This window comes from Kitasatospora sp. NPDC051853 (assembly GCF_044452665.1).
GTDB lineage: Bacteria > Actinomycetota > Actinomycetes > Streptomycetales > Streptomycetaceae > Kitasatospora.
In genome coordinates, this window is sequence record NZ_JBITBY010000005.1 from 206,915 (window position 1) to 227,272 (window position 20,358).

Consider the following 20,358-nt stretch of genomic DNA (forward strand, 5'->3'; position numbering starts at 1 on the left):
TTCACCCTCCCCCCATTGAGGAGTACCCCCATGCCTACTCCCGCCAGAAGGACCGGCGGCGCCCTGCTCGCCACCGTCCTGGCCATCGCCGCCCCCGTGCTGGCGAGCCCGAGCCCCGCCTCGGCCGAGGAGCTCGCCCCCACCTACAGCGTCACCGTCGGCGCCACCGGCTCGTGGACCCACCCCACCGACACCCCCGCGGCGCCGTACATCGACAAGGACGGCTCCTTCTGGTACCAGCAGTCCGCCGCGCTCTACGGCGCCAACGACCCGCGCTACTGGGACTTCTTCACCGGCACGGACCTGGACACCGCCACCCGGAATGCGGCCGTCAGCAACTACGTCAACCCGGCCAACTCCAGCGACAAGAACAACGACACCACCTGGCGCTGCAACAACAGCCCCACCGGCCTGGAGGCCACCGCGGCCACCGGCAGCGCCAGTTACGCGCACCGCAACTACTGCGACCTGGCCGGGGTCTGGGTCGACCCGGACACCGGTGACTGGTACGGCCTGGTGCACAACGAGTTCACCCCGCAGCCCTTCGGCGACGGCCTGCACTACGACGCCATCGACTACGCGGTCTCCACCGACCAGGGCCGGACCTGGAAGATCAAGGACCACGTCATCACCTCGCCGTTCAGCACCACCCGCGGCGACACCACCGGCTTCCCCAACCAGACCTACTCCTACGGCGACGGCGACCAGCGCCTGCTGGTGGACACCGTCTCCGGCTACTTCTACGTCTTCTACGGCTCCCGGATCGTCGACAAGTCCGGCGGCTGGAAGGCGTTCTACGAGCACGTGGCGCGCGCCCCGATCTCCGCCAAGATGGCGCCGAGCTCCTGGCAGAAGTGGTACGACGGCTCCTGGTCGCAGCCCGGCAAGGGCGGCAAGGAGAGCAACATGGTGCCCGTCGGTGCCTCCAGCACCACCGGGTACACCCCGGTCGCGGGCGAGTACGACCCGGCGAACACCGGCACCTCCGCCCAGCAGATCGCGGCCGGCAAGATGCCCGCCACCTCCCCGCTCTTCGTCATGGACGTCACCTGGAATGCCTACCTCGGCCTCTACATCGGCCAGCCGCAGGCGGTCGACCAGAGCGGCAACGCCCCGCAGGAGATCTACGCCACCGCCGACCTGGCCACCCAGAAGTGGTTCAAGCTCGGTGACACCGGCAGCTACCACACCGCCTCCTGGTACCGCTGGTTCCTGGACAGCGCCAACCGCACCAGCTCGGCGATCGTCGGCAAGAACTTCCGCACCTACTGCTCCTTCGGGTGCTCGGACAAGAAGTCCGGCGAGTACGTCAACCTGAGCGTCGGCTCCTCGGCCCCGGCCGCCGCGCCGGTGGACCTGAGCAAGTCGTACAAGATCGCCAACGGCAACGGCCGCGTGCTGGCCCAGGTCTCCGGGAGCTCCGCCACCACCTCGGTGGCTGCCGGCACCGGCGCCGCGCTGGAGGCCTGGACCTTCCAGGCGGTCGGCGACGGCTCCTACCGGATCGCCAACTCCGCCACCGGCCAGCTGCTCGGCGTGGACGCCACCGCCAACTCCGGCCGCGCCTGGGGCAGCGCCCCGACCGTGACCGCCGCCGCGGGCGGCAACGCCGCCGTCGGCCAGCAGTGGTGGGTGCTCTCCAACACCTCCGCCCCCGGCACCTTCCGGATCGTCAACCGCTACAGCGGCCTGGCCGTCGGCCTCTCCTCCACCACCGGCCGCCTGGCCGAGACCACCCCCGGCCGCACCTGGACCGACAGCAGCGGCAGCGGCGTGGGCAGCGGCCGCACCGCCGCCGAGCAGACCCTGACCCTCACCGCGGCCGGCACCGCGCCGGAGTCGGTGCTGCTCAACTCCCCCGGGAACCAGACCACGTCCGTCAACACGGCGGTCTCGCTCCAGCTCTCGGCCACCGACAGCCTGCAGAAGCCGCTCACCTTCTCGGCCACCGGCCTGCCGGCCGGACTGTCCATCAGCGCCTCCGGCCTGATCACCGGCACCCCGACCACCTCCGCGGTCTCCACCGTCACGGTCACCGCCTCCTCCGGCACCGCGAGCTCGCAGACCACCTTCAGCTGGACGGTCAACCCGGCCCTGGCCGGCGTCCACACCCTCTCCACCGGCGGCAAGGCGCTCGACGACCCCAACCACAGCACCACCGCCGGCACCCAGATGATCACCTGGACGCTCGGCACCGGCCTCAACCAGAAGTGGACCTTCGCCGCCCAGTCGGACGGCTCCTACACCCTCACCAACGGCGAGTCGGGCATGTGCCTGGACGTCAGCGACTCCTCGACCACCGCCGGCGGCAAGATCATCCAGTGGCCCTGCACCACCGGCTCGGCCAACCAGCGCTGGAACGTCAACCGCCTGGCCAACGGCACCTACACCGTCGCCTCGGTCCACAGCGGCCTGCTGCTGACCACCGCCTCCACCTCCAACGGCGCCCTGGTCACCCAACAGCCGAACACCAACTCCGCCCTCCAGCAGTGGACCATCTCCTGATCCACCCCTGATCCACCCCTGACGGACGGTCAGGCCGGCATGTGGGTGCCGGCCTGACCGTCCTGCTTTACGTCCTGCTTCCTGTCCCGCTTCCCGTGCGGGGCCCGTCAGGCGGTGGGCGCGGTGGCGAAGGGCGCGCTCCAGGTCTGGTTGGCCTGGTGGGTGCCGCAGGTGTAGGTGGCGACGGCCTTGCTCTTGTCGTTCACCGAGCCGCCGGCGATGTCGGCGCACAGGCCGTTCGCCCTGAGCTGTCCGGCCAGACCGTAGGACCAGGTCTGCTGGGCGTCGGCGCCGTTGCAGGTGCGCAGCTTGAGGCCGGTGGTCTCGCCGGAGAGACAGAGCCCGGGCGAGGCGAGCGAGGTGATCCGGCCGTCGGTCTGGCGCTGCCACTGCTGGTTGCCGCCCGAGTGGCAGTCCCAGAGGCCGACGGTGGTGCCGTTGACGGCGCCGTTGTAGGCGTCCAGGCAGTAGGCGTAGGCCTGGAAGCCGGGCTGGGCGGCCTGGATCTGGCCGGTCGGCAGGGCGGCGCCGCAACTGCCGGGCGCGATGGTGTACATCACGTTGTCGTGGGCGCCGACAGTGGCGGTGAAGGCTCCCGCGACCTGCGAACTGGTGTGGCTCCAGAGGTCCTTGACGGTGCGGGCGCACCCGGTGTTGCCGAAGCCGATCCGGGCCGGGTCGATGGTGACCGTGGTGGCGGCGTTGTTCTTGTTGACCACCACGACGGCGCGGGAGCCGTCGGCGAGCGGCTTGACCACGGTCTCGGTGCCGGCGGTGGTGGAGGCGCCGTCGCGGGCGGCGAGGTAGCCGCCGGCCGTGGTGTCCTGGTCCACGGCGATGATGTCGGCGTTCTTCAGGATCTCCAGCTGCGGTGCGTAGGTGACCGGGTCGGCGGCCATCTTGCGGACGTCGGCGGAGATCATCAGCGGCGAGCCCATCGCGGACCAGAGCGCGAACTGGCTGCGCTGCTCGGCCGGGGTGAGCTGGTTGTTGTCGCCGATCAGCAGCATGTCGGCGTCGTTGTGGTTGCCGGGGCCGTTGTAGCGGGCCAGGGCCACGGTGTCCTCGAAGTTCTGCAGGACGCCGCCCTCGTAGTAGTCGGCGCCGTGCTGCCAGTCCCAGGCGGAGGTGGTGTTGGTGTGCCACACCGCGATGTCGGGGCTGACCCGCCACATCTGGCCGAGGCCGCGCACTCACTCCTGGGCGTTGTACTTCTCCGCGCTGGTCGGGCCGTACCCGGCGGGGGCCGACTCGTTGAAGAGGATCTTGCGGCTGGTGTTCGCGGTGGCGGTCTTGAGCGCATTGGCGAAGGTGGTGAAGATCTGCCGGCGGTTGGTGATGTCGGTGCCGCAGTTGTCGACCTTGATCGAGTCGATGCCCCAGTAGGCCAGCGAGTTCGCGTCGACCTGCTCGTGGCCCTTCACCCCGCCGGGCACGCCCTGGCAGGTGTTCACCCCGGAGGTGCTGTAGAGGCCGGCCTCCATGCCCTGGGAGTGCACGTAGTTCGCGTAGTCCGTCAACTCCCAGTCGTAGCCGGGCTGTTCACTGCTGCCCCACTTGGCGGCGCCGTGCAGGCAGCCGGCGCTGGTGCGCTGCATCCAGCAGTCGTCCACCGTGAGGTTGGTGTAGCCGGCCGCGACCAGGCCGGTGTCCTTCATGGCCTTGGCCTGGTCCTGCATGAACTGCTGGAACGAGTAGCCGTCCCGGGTGCCGTCGAGGCGGGCCTGCGCGGCGCAGGTGAACCTGGCCCAGTTGTTGAAGCCCATCATCGGCTTCACCCCGATCGGGGCGGAGGTGTTGGCCGCCGTGCTGTCGGCGGCGGCCGGGGTGCCGACGGACACGGCCAGGCCGGCCGTGACGACGGCTGCGGTGCAGAGACCGAGCACGCGGTGGTGCCATCCCATGATTGCTCTCCTGTGGCAGATCGTGAGCAAAGTTGAGCGATACTTGCGCGAAGTGCGCATGTTCGAGCAAAGACTGGAGAGTGAACGCGGTTCACGTCAAGACCCGCGCACCGCCGGATCGAAGGAACCCCGGCCGCGCCCGACGGCGTCGGCGCACGTCGGAGGGGCCGTGCCCCGAGGTCCTCCGGGGCACGGCCCGCACCGCCACCCCCGAGGAGCGCGCCGCCCGCCGGCCCCTGACGGCCGGTCACCGGCCCACCCACGACGACCACCGGGCCGGGACCGGGCGCGAGATCCCGGCCGTGGTGATCGACCCCACCCGACGGGGGGCGTCCGGACGCTCCGAGGACGACCGGAGTTGGCGCGGGCCGCGGGGCGGATGGAAGTCTGGAGCCGTGGACCAGACGATCATCGCCGCCCTGCGGCGCGCGGCCGAGCACCGGCACCGCTTCGACGCCCGCTTCGCGGCGTACTTCGACTCGCTGACCGACCCCGCGGGCGGCGGCGCCCTGGAGGGCCTCGGGCACGGCACCTTCCCCGCCCGCGCCCTGGAGCTGCTGCGGGACATGTCGCTGCGCGGTGGCAAACGGCTCCGGGTGGCGGTGCTGTACGAGGCGGCCGCCCTGGTCACCGATCAGCCTTCGCCGGGCCTGACCGAGGCCGCGATCGGCATCGAGCTGCTCCAGACCCACGGTCTGGTCCACGACGACATCATCGACGGCTCGGCCGTCCGGCGCGGTGCGCCGTCGGTGCCGCAGCGCTACCGCGACGAGTACCCGGACCGGACCGGCACCGCCACCGGCCTGGCCGTGCTCGCGGGCGACCTGGCCGCCTTCCTCTCCCTGCGCGTCCTGTCCGGCTCCGGGCTGCCGCCCGAGCGGGCCGCCGCGATGACCGCCGAGCTGGCCGGGGTCGGGGCCACCACCGTGCTGGGCCAGTTCCTGGACCTGGAACGGGACTTCGGCCCCGTCCCCGACCTCGACTTCCTGCACGCGGTCACCGAGTACAAGACCACCCGCTACTCCATCCTGGCCCCGCTCCGCCTCGGCCTGCTGGCCGCCGGGGCCGACCCCGCCCCGTACGACGACGAACTGCGCCGCTACGCCACCGCGTTGGGGATCGCCAACATGCTCCGGGACGACTGGCTCGACCTGTTCGGCGACCCGGCCGCGGTCGGCAAGTCGGTCGGCTCCGACCTGCGCTCCGGCCGCCGCAGCTACGCCGTCCGGGCCCTGCTGACCGCCGACCTCGACGCCGCCGGGCGCGCACTGCTGACGGCCGCCCTCGGCGACCCGCACGCCGACGAGGAGACCCTCGACCGGGTCCGCGCGCTCGCGCGCGAGCACGGTGTCGACCGCTCGCTCCAGGCCGACGCCGAACAGCACGCCGCCGAGGCGTCCGCCGTCGCGGGCTCCTGGTACGACCGCTGGCAGCCGGACGCCGTCGCCTTCTTCCACCACCTACCGGCCTGGACCGTGACCCGCGACCACTGAACCCCCGCCCTCGAGGTCCGCCGCCTCGACGGGACCGGGCGGCCGCCACCGGGACACCGGAGACGGCCTCCGACCACGCCCACCCCCACCCGGCGGAGCGGCTCCGATGCCGGCCGGCCCGGACCGTGACCCGCAACTGCTGAACCCCCGGTCCCACCACCTCTTGAGGGCCGTCCCCTCGACGGGACCGGGCCACCGCCGCGACAACGGGCCGGAGGTGCCCCCGACCACGCCCACCCACTCGGCGGAGCCGCCCGCCGCGGTCCGGCCGGGGCACCGGTCAGGCGGAGGCGGTCAGGGTGGGCTCGACCGCGTCCAGGGCGCGGCGCAGGGCGCCGACGGCGACGGCGCGTTCGCCGAGGACCGAGGCCGTCACCTCGGCGGTGGTGAGGGTGCGGTCGCGCAGGTGGCGGCGGACCGGGCCGAGCAGGGTCTCGCCGGCCCGGGACAGGCCGCCGCCGATCACGACGCGGCCGGGGTCGAGGAGCAGGACGAGGGTGGCCAGGCCCCGGGCGAAGCGGGCGGCCGCCCGGTCCACCACGGCAGCGGCGGCCGGATCGCCCGCGGCGGCGGCGGTGAAGAGCGGGCCGATCTCGCCCTCCGGGCCGAGCGCGACGCCCGCCTCCTGCGCCAGCCGCCGGATCGCGGCGGCGCCCGCGAGGCGCTCGAAGGGGCCGAGCGTGCTGGTCAGCGGGGCGGCTGACACGTCGTCACCGACGGCTCCGCCCGGCACCTCCCCACCCGGCGCCTCCCCGCACCGCACGTCGATGAAGCCCAGCTCGCCCGCCGCCCCGCCGGCGCCGCGGAAGGGCCTGCCGTCGAGCAGCATGCCCGCGCCGATCCGCTCGCCCCACTGGACGAAGACCAGGCTGTCCGCGTCTCCGGAGCCGCCGCGCCAGCGCTCGCCGAGCACGGCGAGGTCCACGTCGTTGTCGATCAGGACCGGGCAGTGCAGCCACTCCCGCAGCCGCGGGACGACGGGCAGGCCGGCCCAGCCCGGGATGCTCGGGGCGAGCAGGATCTCCCCGCGCTCGCGGTCCACGATGCCGGGGGTGCCGACGCTGACCGCCCGCAGGTCGGCCGGGGCGATCCCCGCCTCGGCGACGGCGGCGGTCAGGGCGGTGCGGACGGTCTCGAACAGCCCGGGGCCGTCGATGTCCTGACCCACCGTCACCCGCCGCTCGGCCCGGGGCCCGCCCGCCAGGTCCGCGATCACCACCAGCACCTTGTGCGGCCCGATGTCGATGCCCGCGACGTGGCCGGCCTCGGCCCGGAAGCGCACGTGCTGGGCCGGCCGCCCGGGGGCGGCGGCCGCCTCGGGAGCCGCCGTGACGGACTCGACCAGGCCGCCCTCGGCCAGCGCGGCCAGGGCCCGGGTGACGGCGGGGCGGGAGAGCCCGGTGGCCGTGGCGAGGGCGGTGACGCTCACCGCGGGCGTCTCGGCCGCGCGCAGCGCGGCCAGGACGGCGTCGGCGTTCATCGCGCGCAGCACGTGCGGCCCGGTGGCCGCTCGGCGGGTGGGCACCCGGTTCCCTCCTTGCACTCCTGGTCGGCCGCCTGGATGCGGGCCGGTCTCGCACTGTACTGCGCGTCCGGGCCGGTCGTCCGAACGGGTTTCCGCGCCCGGGTGCTTGACACCCCACCACGGCGCCGAGATATTTACGGACGCTCCGTTAATAATGCCGTCCCCCACAGCGCATTCCCCAGGAGACGACCCATGAAGCCGGGACTCCACCGACGCCTGCTCGGCGTCGTGATCTCACTGGCCGCGGCGAGCGCCGGGCTCTCGACCGTGTCCGCACCCGCCGCCCAGGCGGCCACCTTCGACACCTCCCCCGCCGCCGCGAGCCTCCAGCGCCTGCTCCCGGCCCAGGCCTCGCAGTTCGTCCTGCGGGCCGTCGACCGGACCGCCCCGGGCGTCGACTCCTTCTCCGTCTCCGGCGACCCGGGCGCGATCCAGGTGTCGGGAACCAGCCCCGCCACCCTGCTGACCGGCGTCGGCTGGTACCTGCGCAACGTCGCGCACGTGGACATCGGCCTGCCCGGCACCAGCACCTCCGCGCTGCCCGCGACCCTCCCCGGGGTCCCGTCCGCCCACACCGACTCCTCGGTGGTGCCGCACCGTTACGCGCTCAACGACGTCGACAACGGCTACACCGGCGCCTACCGGACCTTCGCCGACTACCAGCGCGAGATCGACGTGCTCGCCCTGCACGGCATCAACGAGGTGCTGGTCACCGCCGGGGCCGAGCAGCCCTACTACCGGACCCTGCAGCAATTCGGTTACACCGAGGCCGAGTTGCAGTCCTGGGTGCCGGGCCCCGCACACCAGCCCTGGTGGCTGATGCAGAACATGTCCGGCTCCGCCTCCTCCGCGGTCTCCGCCCAGCTGATCGCGGCCCGGGCCGCCGTCGGGCGGCAGATCTGCGACCAGCTGCGCGCCCTGGGCATGACCCCGGTGCTGCCCGGCTACTTCGGCACCGTCCCGGCCGACTTCGCCGCCCGCAACCCCGGCACCCACGTGGTCGCCCCCGGCGGCTGGGTGGGCTTCACCCGCCCGTCCTGGCTCGATCCGAACGACCCGCGCTACCCGGCCGTCGCCGCCGCCTACTACGCCCACCAGAGCGCCGCCTTCGGCGCGGCCGGCATGTTCAAGATGGACCCGCTCCAGGAGGGCGGCAGCGCCGGGGACATCGACGTCACCGCGGCGGCGGGGGCGATCCAGCGCGCCATGCTCGCCGCGCACCCGGACGCCACCTGGGCCGTCCTCGGCTGGCAGGACAACCCCTCCGACGCGGTGCTCGCCGGTGTCGACAAGTCGAGGATGCTGATCGTCGACGGCCTCTCCGACCGCTACCAGAACCTCGACCGGGAGGCCTCCTGGCACGGCACCCCGTACGCCTTCGGCAGCATCGCGAACATGGGCGGCAAGACCACCTTCGGCGCCAACTCCGCAGTCTGGATCGACCGTTTCCGGCAGTGGCTGACCAAGCCCGGCAGCGCGGTGAAGGGCATCGCCTACATGCCGGAGGGCACCGGCACCGACCCGGCCGCCTTCGCCCTGTTCGCCGACCTCGCCTGGTCGGCCGGCCCGGTCGACCAGGCCGCCTGGTTCCGGACGTACGCCACCGCCCGCTACGGCGGCGCCGACGCCGAGGCGGCCGCCGCCTGGGAGAAGCTGCGCACCGGCCCGTACTCGATGCCGTCCGGCAGCTGGGCCGAACCGCAGGACAGCCTCTTCACCGCCCGGCCCTCGCTGACCGCGAGCAGCTCGGCCAGCTGGTCCCCCGGCGGCATGCGGTACGACCCGGCGACCGTGCAGAGCGCGCTGACCAGCCTGCTCCGGGTCGCCCCGGCCCTGCGCGACAGCGACGCCTACCGCTTCGACCTGCTGCACACCGCCCGGCAGGCCCTGGACAACCGCGGCCGCGCGCTCCTCCCGCGGATCGCCACCGCCTACACCGCCAAGGACCTGACCGCCTTCCGCGCCCTGGTCGCCGAGTGGAACGCCGACCTCGCGAGCCTCGACGGGCTGATGGCCACCGACAGCCGCTTCCTCGTCGGCAACTGGCTGGCCGGCATCGACGGTTGGGGCGCCACCGCCGCCGAGGACGGTCGGCTCCAGTACGACGCCCGCTCGCTCGTCACCACCTGGGGCAACCGCTCCCAGGCCGACGGCAACGGCCTGCGCGACTACGCCGCCCGCGAGTACTCCGGGCTGATCACGGACCTCTACGCCAAGCGCTGGGCCGCCTACTTCCGGTCCCTGGACACGGCCTTGGCCACCGGCACCGCCCCGGCCGCCGTCGACTTCTTCGCGATGGACGACGCCTGGGCGCGCGGCACCACCGCCTACCCGACCACCGCCACCGGTGACGTCCACGCCGTCGCCTCGGCCATCGCCGCCGCCCTGCCCCCGGTCACCCCGGCCGGGCCGGTCACCGGCAGCAGCGGCAGGTGCGCGGACGTCACGGGCGGCAGCACCGCGGACGGCACCGCCCTGCAGCTCTACAGCTGCAACGGCACCGCCGCCCAGACCTGGTCCGTCCCGGGCGACGGCACCCTGCGCGCCCAGGGCAAGTGCATGGACGTCCGCAACGGCGCCGTGACCCCCGGCACCGTCGTCCAGCTCTACACCTGCAACGGCACCCCCGCCCAGTCCTGGACGTACCACGGCACCGACCGCACCCTGCGCAACCTCAAGTCCGGCCTCTGCCTGGACGCCTCCGGCGGCGGCACCGCCAACGGCACCGCACTGATCGTCTGGACCTGCACCGCCGGCGCCAACCAGCGGTGGACCGTGCCGTCCTGACGGACCGTCACAACCGCCCGGGCCCCGCGAAGGCCGTCCCGGTGAGCCTCTCGGACTCCGTCCAGAGCCGGGCCGCGCTCACCGGGTCGCTGGCGGCGGCGGTGCGGCCGACCAGGGTGGGGTGGCCGCGGTTCTCGGCGAAGCCGTCCGGGCCGACGTACGCGGCGCCGGGCAGGTCCATGGTGGCGGCGAACAGCGAGGGCAGGGCGCCGGCCCGGCTGTCCTGGGCGACGAACCGGTTGCCGACCGCCATCAGGGCGCGGCGCACCGCGCTGCCGTCGTGGCTCTGCAGGTTGGTGGCCGCGTACCCGGGGTGGGCCGCGAGGGCGCGGACCGGCGAGCCGGCGGCCGTCAGGCGGCGCTGGAGCTCCAGCGTGAAGAGCAGGTTGGCCAGCTTGGACTGGGCGTAGGCCCGGATCGGGTGGTACTCGCCCTTGAGGTTCAGGTTCTCGAAGCGGATGCGGTTGCCGGGGTACTTGTGCATCCCGGAGGCCACCGTGACCACGCGGTCGGTGAGGTGCGGCAGCAGCAGGTTGGTCAGGGCGAAGTGGCCGAGGTGGTTGGTGCCGAACTGGGTCTCGAAGCCGTCCCTGGTGGCGCCCTCGGGGACGTTCATCACCCCGGCGTTGTTGACCAGGACGTCCAGCCCGCCCTCCCAGCCCTCGGCGAACTCCCGCACCGAGGCGAGGTCGGCCAGGTCCAGCCGCCGGACCTCGACGCCGCCGCGGGCACCCCTGACGCCCGCGGCAGCGGCCTCGCCGCGCCGGACGTCCCGCACCGCGAGGACGACGTGCGCCCCGGCCCGGGCGAGGGCGTCGACGGTGGCGATGCCGAGGCCGCTGTTGGCCCCGGTCACCACCACCCGGCGGCCGGTCTGGTCGGGGATGTCGCCGGTGTTCCACTTCGCTGTGTTCGCCATGGCTCGAATGTAGGCACCGACAACAATGCTGTCAATGGCAACATCGCAGGCGGCGCTGGGTAGAGTGCGCTCATGCACCCCCGCCGCTACCACCACGGAGACCTGCGCGCCGCCCTGCTGGAGCGCGCCGAACAGGTCCTGCGGGAGAAGGGCCCGGCCGCCCTCTCGCTGCGCGAGCTGGCCCGCGACCTCGAGGTCAGCCACGCCGCCCCGAGCCGCCACTTCAAGGACAAGCAGGCCCTGCTCGACGCCCTCGCCCTGGCGGGTTTCGAACGCCTCGACACCGCCCTCACCACCGGCGCCGCCCCCGGGTCCTCGTTCGCCGACCGGCTCGGCGCCCTGGTCCGCGGCTACGTCGGCTTCGCCACCGCGAACCCGCAGCTGCTCGACCTGATGTACGCCGTGAAGCACGACCCGCAGGCCACCGAGGCACTGACCGCCGCCGCCCAGCGGGGCCTGCTCCGGGCGGCCGAGCTGGTGACGGAGGGTCAGCGCACCGGCGAGGTCCGCCCCGGCCCGGCCGAGCGGCTCTGCCTGCCGGCCCTGGCCGCCGTGCACGGCTTCGCCGGTCTCGCGGCCGGCGGGCTGCTCCCGCCGGAGGAGGCGGCGGCCGGGCTGGACGACGTGGTCGCCTTCGTCCTGCGCGGCTGCGCGCCGGACCGCACCACCGGTACCTGACCACGACGGCCGTCCGGCCCTCCGGCGGTACCGGAGGGCCGGACGGCTGGAGGGCCGGACGGGGCGTCAGTTCTCGATGCCGAAGTACCGGCCGAGGTAGTCGATGATCTCGACGGCGTGCGGCAGGAGTTCGGGCAGCTGGGCGGCGAGCACCTGCCGGGTGGCGACGGCCAGCGCGCCGGTGCTGGTCGCCGCCGGACGGACGTACGGCTCCAGACGGCGGATCAACTCGTAGTTGCTGTCGATGTTCTCGGCCCGCATCGCCTTCTCCAGCGGCGGCGCGCCGGGCGGCGGGACGGGCGCCAGCACCCGGCTGACGTAGGTGACGCGGTGCAGGATCCGCCAGCACGGGGGCTTGGCGGAGCTCTGCCGGGCCTGTCGCAGGGCGGCCGCGTCGGGGGCGTCGCTGCCCTGCAGCCAGGCCGGGTCGACGACCTTGTGGTAGAAGTCGTCGAAGTTGGCGCTGGTCTCGCCGAGGTAGAAGGTGAGGAAGCGGTAGGCGTCCACCTTGCCCGGCACCAGCACCGGCCGGCCCGCCGCGTCGTAGACCAGCTTGCCGCCCGCGTCCCGGCGTTGCAGGTCGCCCGAGGGCGCGCACTGCACGTCGAGGCCGAAGGAGCGGGAGGCGTCCTTGCCCTTGGCCCGGGTGACGCTGAACCCGCCGCCCACGGAGGCCTCCAGCTGGCCGTAGAAGTTCACGCCCTTGAAGCCGAAGTTGCCCCCGTAGGTGCCGCCGAGGCTGCCGCCGAACTCGTACGAGCCGGAGGTCGTCTCGCTGACGGCGTCGGTGGCCTCGGTGGTCTCGGCGAAGAAGCCGCCCTGGGCCGTCCAGACGTAGGTGTTGACCAGGTCCCGGTGCGAGAAGCCGGTGGCGGCGGCGCTGGAGCCGGTGCCGCGCCGGGTCTCCTGCTGCTCGACGGACATGCCCATCGAGCGCAGGACCGCCTCGGCCTGCTTCTGGGTCGGGTCCGCGCGGTGGGTCTCGGTCGAGACCGAATCGTAGAAGGCGCGCAGCCGTTGCTGGTCGCGGGTGATCCGGCGCTTGAGCGCGTAGGCGTCCCGCGGCTTGAAGTAGCTGTACTCGCCGTAGCCGGTGGCGGTGGGGTAGTCGGGGTCGGTGACCTTGCCGCGGTCGTCGAAGCCGACCGTGCCGTCCAGGGTGCCCTGCTTGGTGTAGCGGGGGTTGATCGGGAAGTGGATGAGGTTCCAGTCCGGCGGGATGTCCGGGTTGGGCAGCATCCGGTAGGCGACCAGGGCACCGGTGTGCGCCAGGCGCAGCGCGAAGACGTCGGCGGTCTGGGACTGCACCAGCGCCGTGCCGGTGTTGGCGGGCACGTACCGGCGGCCGACGGCGGGGTTGAGCACCTTGGCGGCGTCCTCGGTGTGGCCGGTCAGGGCCAGCTTGGCCTTGCGGGCGGTGTTGGTGCCCTGGCTGACCTTGGTGTCCTCGCTCCAGGTGTTGGAGAACTCCAGCTTGCCCGTCAGGCCGACCTTCAACTGGGCGTCGGCGAGCGGGGTCGCGATGCCCACGCCGAGCGGAGCGGTGATCGACAGGACGCTGGCGTCGGTCTCGAAGCCCGCCGCGAAGCCGAAGGCGGCGTTGACGCTGCGGGTCTTGCTGGAGGACAGGCTCCGCACCACCTGCTCGGCCTCGGTGAACTCCACCGAGGAGGCGGCGGCGTAGCCGTCGGCCTTGTCGGTGAGGTTCTCCGAGGGCACCGGCGGGGCGCCCTCGATGTAGCCCATGAGCTGCGGGTCGAACTGGGCCTGGCCGACCCACTCGGTGGTCAGGTCGCCGACCTTGTAGCCGGTGACGAGGTGCCAGCGGCCGCCCCGGACGAAGCCGTAGCAGCGCTTGAGCACGCCGAGCGCCTCGCCCTTGGCGTCGTACTGGAGGTCGGCGTACTCGGTGACCCCGGGGGCGCCGGCGACGGTGTCGTGGAAGGGCGTGCGGACGTCGGCCAGGGCCGAGCGCACCTGGGCGGTGTCGGTGGAGACGGGTGCGGTGGAGAGCAGGATGCGGGGCCGCTTGGCGGAGAAGCCCAGGTCGTTGCCGCGCAGGCCCTCGTCGCGGACCGAGGTGGTGCCGGGCGCGGTGGAGTCCCGGTCGAACGGCCAGTAGCCGAGCAGGTCCTGCTTGTCCCCGCGCAGGCGGGCGAACAGGTTGTCCTGGATCTGCTCCCCGGTCCTGACGGTGCGCCAGATCCGCACCTCCTCCAGCGTCCCGGCCAGCAAATCGTCCGGCCTGCCTCCCGACAGGCGTGCGCCCAGGGTGAGTTGGGGATCGCCCCAGGCGCCGGCGTCCTGCGCGGTGGCCTTGCCCTCGGCGAGCAGCTCACCGTTGCGGTACAGCCGCAGGGGGCTGGCGCCGGGGTCGGGGTCGCGGGTCCAGGTGGCGCCGCGCAGCTTCGCCGGGAAGGAGCCGGAGACGTCGAGCGTGACGTTGCCGGCGTTCTCGTTGAACGGCCAGCGGGCCAGCAGCCCCTTCTCGCGCGGGGCGACCGGCAGTCCGAGCCGGACGGCGGGCCGCGCGGAGTTCCACAGCCGCACCTCGCCCAGGACGCCGCGCAAGCCCCGGCCGATCTCCAGCTCGCTGCCGTTGGACTGCGCGCCGGGGCCGGTGTACACGTGGCTGCCGGCCGCCCCGCCGTCGAGGTAGAAGCGGATCGACTGCCCGGGCTGGGCCCCCGGGTCCGTCTGGGCGGCGGACGCGGACACCTCGGGCTTGCGGCGCTCGCGGACCACCGTGACGCGCTGGAAGACCCCGGGCGTGACGGCCCGGTCGGAGGTGAACCGGACGGCCTTCCCATCGGCCTCGGCGAAGGCGAACTCCAGCCTGCCGTCGGCCAGTACGCCGAACTCGTACGGGACGCCGTCGCGGCCGCCCTCGACCACCCGGCCCTTGGCCAGCAGGCCCATCGCGGTGCCCGGCTTGTCGATCCGGACGAAGGCCTCGACGGTGAGGTCCTCCAGCACGTCCAGCGCGGACTGCGGGGCCACCGAGAGGCCCTCGGCGCCGTCCAGGCGCAGCGCCCAGGACTGGGTGAAGGTGGCGGCCAGGTGCGCCCACTCGTGGCAGGGGAAGCGCTCCGCGGAGCGCACCACCCGGTCGCCGACCCGCGCCACCACCTGGTAGCCCTTGATCGGCGAGGCCGGGCTGCCCGTCCCCTCGGAGGTCCAGTGGCCCAGCAGGCCGGGCTCGCGGCCGGAGAGCCGGTGGTGGCGCTCGGCGGATATCTCCCGCTGGGTGCGGGCCCGGCCGAAGACCCGGACCTCGTCGATCTGGCCGTCCAGGTAGGCGCCGGTGAAGGCCTGGTGACCGAGGACCAGCGGCCCGTTGCCCTGGTAGGGCGCGTGGGAGGTGCGCCGGGCGACTTCGGTGCCGTCCCGGTAGAGCAACTGCTCGCGGGTGGCGTGCTTGTAGACTGCGGCCCAGTGGTGCCACTCCAGGTCCGGGTAGGACTGAGCGGTCGTCAGGTCGTCGCCGAACAGCGCGAAGCCGAAGGTCTCGTCGGGCTCGAAGTGCAGGTGCAGGGTCCGGTCCGGCCGGCCCTCCGGCGCACCGTGGGTGAGCAGCGGCTCGCGGCGGGCGCGGGACTGGTTGCGCTTGGCCCACAGCTCGATGGTGAAGTCGCGGTCGGCGAGGTCGAGCGAGGGGGTCAGCTCGGTCCGGTCCCTCCCGGTGAACTGCCGCACCGGGAGCCCGACCGGGGCGAGCGAGAGCGAGTAGCCCTCGGACCCGCCCGTCGCGGCGTGGACGATCCGGCCCTGCCCGGCCTCGGGGTGGACCCAGGCCTCCAGGGTCAGGTCGCCGCTCGGGGCGATCCCCTGGTGCTTGCCGGTGGGCAGCGTGAGGTACTGCTCCTTGCCGTCGAACTGGAAGGCCCGGCCCGGCATTTCGGCCCGCCAGCGGCAGCCGCGCCCGCTGACGGACGGCTTGGCGGTGCCGTTGGGCACCGACTCGGCGCCGCCCGCGCCCAGCCCGATCAGCCGGGACCCGGCGGACAGCAGCACACCGGGCCGGCTGGACTCCGCCCGGCCCCAGTCGTAGCCGACCAGGCTGACCTTGTCGCCCGGCCTGACCGAGGTGCCGGCCGTCACGAGCGTGAGGGTCTTGGAGCCGACCGGGGCGTCGGCGGCCACGGCGTAGCCGCTGCCGCCGATCTGCAGGTGGGCCTTGGCCGGGACGGCGACGGTGGTCGCGCCGGTGAGCTCCACACCGGTGCCCGTCACCCGGGCGACCGCGCCGACCGTCACCGGACGGCCGGGGTGCCCGGCCAGCGCCGCCGTCATCTGGTCGGCCCGGCGCGGCAGCGAGCGCCAGGTCTCGGTGTCGGCCCCGACGGTGACGGTCAGGTCGCAGCGGCCGGGCGCGTCACCGTCGGCGACCGTGATGGTGGCGCTCTCCAGGCTGACGCCGGGGTCGCGGGCGACGAAGCTCAGCACGCCGCCGTCCGCGGCCAGCGTCCGGGCACCGCGGACCACGGCGGTGTCGTAGTACACGGCGAGGAACTGCTCGTTGGCGCCGCGGAAGTAGAGCACGACGTTGCCGGTGCCGCTGTCCAGCAGGGCGGGCCGGTCGGTGCCCCGGGCGAACTCCAGCAGGCCGCCGGTCAGGCTCAGGCCACTGGCGTCCACCGCGAGCAGCGGCATCGGCAGGGTGAGGTCGTCGTCCCCTTGGACGGCGTTCGACAGGCGTGCCAACTGGTCCTGGGCGTCGGCGAGTTCGGCCTTCTTGGCGGCCAGGGCGAGCTGGAGCTCGTCGACCCGCTTGACGGCGGTGCGGGACTCCTGGAGCAGGGCCCGCGCGGCGTCCATCGTCTCCTTGGCCGCGAAGTACCGGACGTCCGCCCCCGACATCATGGCGAGGCGGGTCAGCCGGAACAGGCCCGAATCGGCCGTCAGGCACTCCTTCGACTGGAGCACCAGGGCCTGCTGGCTGGTCGAGGGCGTGCCGAGGGCCAGGCGGCTGCCCCGGTTCACCACCCGGACGTACTCGCCCTCGGGGACCAGCACGAACTGTGAGTAGGGGTTCCTCAGTTCACGCGGGGCGGTGGTGAACTGGGCCTGCTCCGCCGCGGAGTTGGCCACCGCGCGCAGTTCACGGCCGGTGTCGTCGGCGACCAGCCAGTAGCACGGCCTGCCCTCGTGGTTCTCGCCGACGGGCTCCAGCCGCCAGGTCGTCCGGGGGCCGTTGTCGGCGACGAAGACCACCGTACCCCGGTCCGTGGAGGCGGTCTTGATGGCGTGGACCCGCTGCATCCGGTAGTCGCCGACCGCCCGGAGGGTCTTGAGCTCCAGGCTGTGGTAGTAGGCGCCCGGCAGGTCCTTGTCGGCGAGGTACCGCCGCTCCAGGTCGTCGAAGCCGGGCTTCAGCCGGTCGTGCTCGGCCTGACGCTCCGCCAGCAGGGCGGCCGTGCCGCCCAGCCGGGTGATCTCCTGCGGCAGTGCGGCGACTTCCGGCTCCAGCTGCCTGACCAGCTGCTGCAGGGCACTGATCCGCTCCGAGTCCTGGCCCTTCGTCGGCCGCTTGAGCACTTCCGGGTCCAGCACGTCCGGCACCTGGGCCAGCCGGCCGTCGCGGCCCACCGCGAAGTCCAGGGTGGCCAGGCACGGCTCCTGCCCGTACCTGGCGGCGAAGGCCAGCATCACCCGGGCCTGCCGCTTGGCCGGCTTGGGGTCGGTGCGGTAGCCCGCCACCACGTTCTCCTGCTGGTGGTAGAGCACGGCCGACATGCCGGAGACCACCGAGCGGCCCTTGAGGGCGAAGCTGTCGCGCCGCACCCCGGGGTGGTCGCCGACCGGGGCGTCCGAGCCGGTCCACTGCGCCCCGCCCTCGACCTTGCCGTGCAGGGCGTGGTCCGTCTGGTCGTGGGTGGTGGTGCCCGCGCCCTCGTCGAAGCGGTAGTAGGCCACCAGGCCCGGCTCGTTGCCGATCAGACGGTGGTTCATGGACTGGGTGAGCTCGGCCGCGGAGCGTACCCGGTTCCACACCCGGAGCTCGTCGAGGTCGCCCTCGAAGTGGCTCACCGTGCCGCCGGAGTCCCGCTTGCCGGCCAGGGTGGACACCCGGGCGCCCGGGGTGAACGGCAGCGGTCCGCTCGCGGACTGCCTCCCGTTGACGTACAGCTTCGCCGTGGTGCCGTCGAAGGTGACGGCCACGTGGCTGTAGACGTCCGTCGCGACGGTCTCGGTGGAGACCAGCGGCGACGGGGCGCCCTCGTGGGTGAGGCGCACCGCGCCGGAGGCGTCCACGGCGAGTTGGTACTCCCCGCCACGGCCGATCACCGGGCCGTCCAGGGCGGCCGGCTTGACCCAGACCTCGACCGAGTACGCCTTGCCGCCGAAGCGCAGCGCCGCCGGGTCGCCGAGGTCGACGTGGGCGCCGGTGCCGTCCAGGCGCAGCGCGGTCTCCGCGTGCCCCTCACTGCCCGTGACCGGCACCAACTCCCGCCCGGTGAAAGGGCAGTTGCCGGGGGAGCGCTCGAACACCGCGTCCCGGTAGGACGGGTCGGGGCTGGTGTAGAAGCGGGTGCCCTGGGTGTTGAAGAGCCCGTGGGCACCCTGCTCGACGTTGAAGCAGTCGATCCGCCCGGTGGCGTCGTTGTGGGCGAACAGCTGCCAGCGCTGCACGTTGGCGACCGCCGTCGGCACCAGCACCACGGCGAACCGGCCCTGCGTCAGGTTCCGGACGAAGGACAGCTCCTGGGTCGGCTCGTGGAACGGCCTGCCCTCCATGTCCTCGGTGCCCAGGCTGTCCTTGGCCGACTCGGGGCGGGTGGCGTGCCGGGAGCGCTTGTAGCGCACCTCCGGCACGGGCTTCAGCTTGCCGTCCACCAGCAGGAACCGGTCGCACAGCAGGGTGTCGCGCACCAGCGGCACCCTCTTCGCCCCGCTGAGCACGTAGTCCGTACGGGACGCGTCCCCGGAACAGCCGCCGCCGGTCAGCTTGTACACCGCGTCCGGATGGGCCTCGCCGACCGACTGACGCAGCACCACCACGTAGGTGCCGTCCGAGACCACGTGGAACGGGGCCTCCGCCGTCAGCCGCCCGGTGCCCGACAGGTGCGGGTCGATCTCCCCGGCTCTCGGCCGCTCCCCCGCCGCCGCCTCGGCCCCGCCCCGCTTCACCGTCGGCATCGCCGTCGCGCCGACCACCGCGTACCCCACCTCGGCCAGCTCCCGGGGGAAGACCAGCTCGGCCGGGTTGTCGCTCCAGTACGCCTTGTCCACGTCCCCCTTGACCGGCGGCCCGGCCAGGTCCAGCACCGAGTAGACGATCCGGCGGGAGGCGTCCATCGCGAAGGCGATCGTCGTGCCCTGGTGCCGGGCCATGGTCACGTGCCGGTACGAACGGTCCCCGTAGACCTTGAGCAGGGATTCCTGAGGTGCCACTGTTCCCCTTCCACGAACCTGGTCGTGCGGAGCCCCCTGACAGGGCCTCGGCAGTCTGGCACGTGCGCTTCCGGTGACGGGTTGCATGGCGGATTTCACGGTCCGCACACGACGTGAACTCCACTCTTGACGGCCGGACTTCGCCGTTCCGCCTGCGTCCGGCGGGGAGCGGACGGAGACTGGTGGCGATGATCCTCGGGCTCACCACCGCACTGGCCGCGACCGTCTGCTTCGGCTTCGCGTCCGTCCTCCAGGCGCGCGGCGCCCGGGCCGTCCCCCGCGAGTCCGCGCTGCGGGCCGGCCTCGCCGCCCGGCTGGCCCGCAACGGGCCCTTCCTGCTCGGCACCTCACTGGACGTCGGGGGCTTCGCCCTCAGCATCGTCGCGCTCCGCACCCTGCCGCTCTTCCTGGTCCAGGCCCTGACCAACGCCAGCCTCGCCGTCACGGCCGCGGCCGCCGTCCGCTACCTCGGCGTCCGGCTGCGGCCGCGCGACCTGGCGGCCATCGGCGCCGTGGTGGCCGGCCTGGTCCTGCTCGCCGCCGCCTCCGGCGCCACCGGCCGCGACCGGGCCGGGCCGGGATTCCACCTCGCCCTGCTGATGGCCACCCTGGCGATGCTGCTGCTCACCGCGGTGCTGGCCCGCTGGGAGGGCGACGGGGTGGCGGTGGGCCTCGGCCTGCTGGCGGGGGTCGGCTTCGGCGTGACCAGCCTCGCCGTCCGGGTCCTGGAGGTCTCCGGGCCGCTCTCCGTCCTCACCGACCCGGCCGCCTACGCCCTCGCCCTCGGCGGCCTCGGCGGCTACCTCGCCTACGCGCTGGCGCTGCAACGCGGCTCGGTGACCGCGGCCACCGCCGCCTCCGGGGTGTCGGAGACCGTCGGCCCCGGTGCGGTGGGCGTCCTCGCCCTGGGCGACCACGCCCGCCCCGGACTCGGCTGGCTCGCGGCGGCCGGGTTCCTGGTCTCCGTCGCCGGGGTCGTCGCCCTGGCCCGCTTCGGCGAGGTCGGCACCGACGACCCGCCCACCACCCCGGCTCCCGCCTCGTCCGCCCCCGCCTCCGGCCGGCCCGGCGGGCGGGCGCCGCGGGCCGACGGAAAGGCGCGGCGGCCGGTCCGGTGAGACGGTGGTGGTTCCGGCACGGCGGCCCCGGCCG

Annotated in this window: 10 protein-coding genes; 5 read left to right on the top strand and 5 right to left on the bottom strand. The window is 73.6% G+C overall.

Features of this window, described 5'->3' with window-relative positions; translation table 11 throughout:
* Positions 1-30: 30 nt before the first annotated feature.
* The gene (locus ACIA8O_RS16305) at positions 31-2,505 is read left to right on the top strand and encodes an RICIN domain-containing protein (protein WP_396294476.1); all 2,475 of its coding nucleotides are present in this window, start codon (positions 31-33) and stop codon (positions 2,503-2,505) included.
* 107 nt (positions 2,506-2,612) lie between these two features.
* Here ACIA8O_RS16305 and ACIA8O_RS16310 read toward each other — a convergent pair whose 3' ends face one another.
* Together ACIA8O_RS16310 and ACIA8O_RS16315 are read right to left on the bottom strand one after the other, a co-directional pair.
* Positions 2,613-3,698, bottom strand: a complete 1,086-nt coding sequence (locus tag ACIA8O_RS16310; RefSeq protein ID WP_396294477.1) for a ricin-type beta-trefoil lectin domain protein — start codon at positions 3,696-3,698, stop codon at positions 2,613-2,615.
* Positions 3,699-4,409, bottom strand: coding sequence for a hypothetical protein (locus ACIA8O_RS16315; protein ID WP_396294478.1), 711 nt, complete (start codon positions 4,407-4,409; stop codon positions 3,699-3,701).
* Positions 4,410-4,804: 395 nt separating this feature from the next.
* Here ACIA8O_RS16315 and ACIA8O_RS16320 point away from each other — a divergent pair, with 395 nt between their 5' ends.
* Entirely contained in the window at positions 4,805-5,902 is a 1,098-nt protein-coding gene (locus ACIA8O_RS16320) for a polyprenyl synthetase family protein (protein ID WP_396294479.1), read from the top strand.
* A gap of 280 nt (positions 5,903-6,182) precedes the next feature.
* On the opposite strand, the gene ACIA8O_RS16325 is transcribed toward ACIA8O_RS16320, so the two are convergent.
* Positions 6,183-7,427 carry an ROK family protein gene (locus ACIA8O_RS16325; protein WP_396294480.1) on the bottom strand — a complete coding sequence of 415 codons (1,245 nt, stop codon included), beginning with the start codon at positions 7,425-7,427 and terminating at the stop codon, positions 6,183-6,185.
* Positions 7,428-7,619: 192 nt separating this feature from the next.
* Here ACIA8O_RS16325 and ACIA8O_RS16330 point away from each other — a divergent pair, with 192 nt between their 5' ends.
* A complete protein-coding gene (locus ACIA8O_RS16330) occupies positions 7,620-10,214 on the top strand; it encodes an alpha-N-acetylglucosaminidase TIM-barrel domain-containing protein (RefSeq protein ID WP_396294481.1) in 2,595 nt (864 codons plus the stop codon).
* A 7-nt stretch (positions 10,215-10,221) separates the two neighbouring features.
* Here ACIA8O_RS16330 and ACIA8O_RS16335 read toward each other — a convergent pair whose 3' ends face one another.
* Complete coding sequence (locus tag ACIA8O_RS16335; protein ID WP_396294483.1) at positions 10,222-11,133, bottom strand: oxidoreductase; 912 nt, start codon at positions 11,131-11,133, stop codon at positions 10,222-10,224.
* A 72-nt stretch (positions 11,134-11,205) separates the two neighbouring features.
* Between ACIA8O_RS16335 and ACIA8O_RS16340 the strand changes: the two genes are divergently transcribed.
* The gene (locus tag ACIA8O_RS16340; protein ID WP_396294484.1) at positions 11,206-11,811 is read left to right on the top strand and encodes a TetR/AcrR family transcriptional regulator; all 606 of its coding nucleotides are present in this window, start codon (positions 11,206-11,208) and stop codon (positions 11,809-11,811) included.
* A 66-nt stretch (positions 11,812-11,877) separates the two neighbouring features.
* Here ACIA8O_RS16340 and ACIA8O_RS16345 read toward each other — a convergent pair whose 3' ends face one another.
* A complete protein-coding gene (locus ACIA8O_RS16345; RefSeq protein WP_396294485.1) occupies positions 11,878-19,206 on the bottom strand; it encodes a LamG-like jellyroll fold domain-containing protein in 7,329 nt (2,442 codons plus the stop codon).
* A gap of 188 nt (positions 19,207-19,394) precedes the next feature.
* Here ACIA8O_RS16345 and ACIA8O_RS16350 point away from each other — a divergent pair, with 188 nt between their 5' ends.
* On the top strand, positions 19,395-20,324 hold the full coding sequence (locus tag ACIA8O_RS16350; RefSeq protein WP_396294486.1) for a hypothetical protein: 930 nt from the start codon (positions 19,395-19,397) through the stop codon (positions 20,322-20,324).
* Positions 20,325-20,358 lie beyond the last annotated feature (34 nt).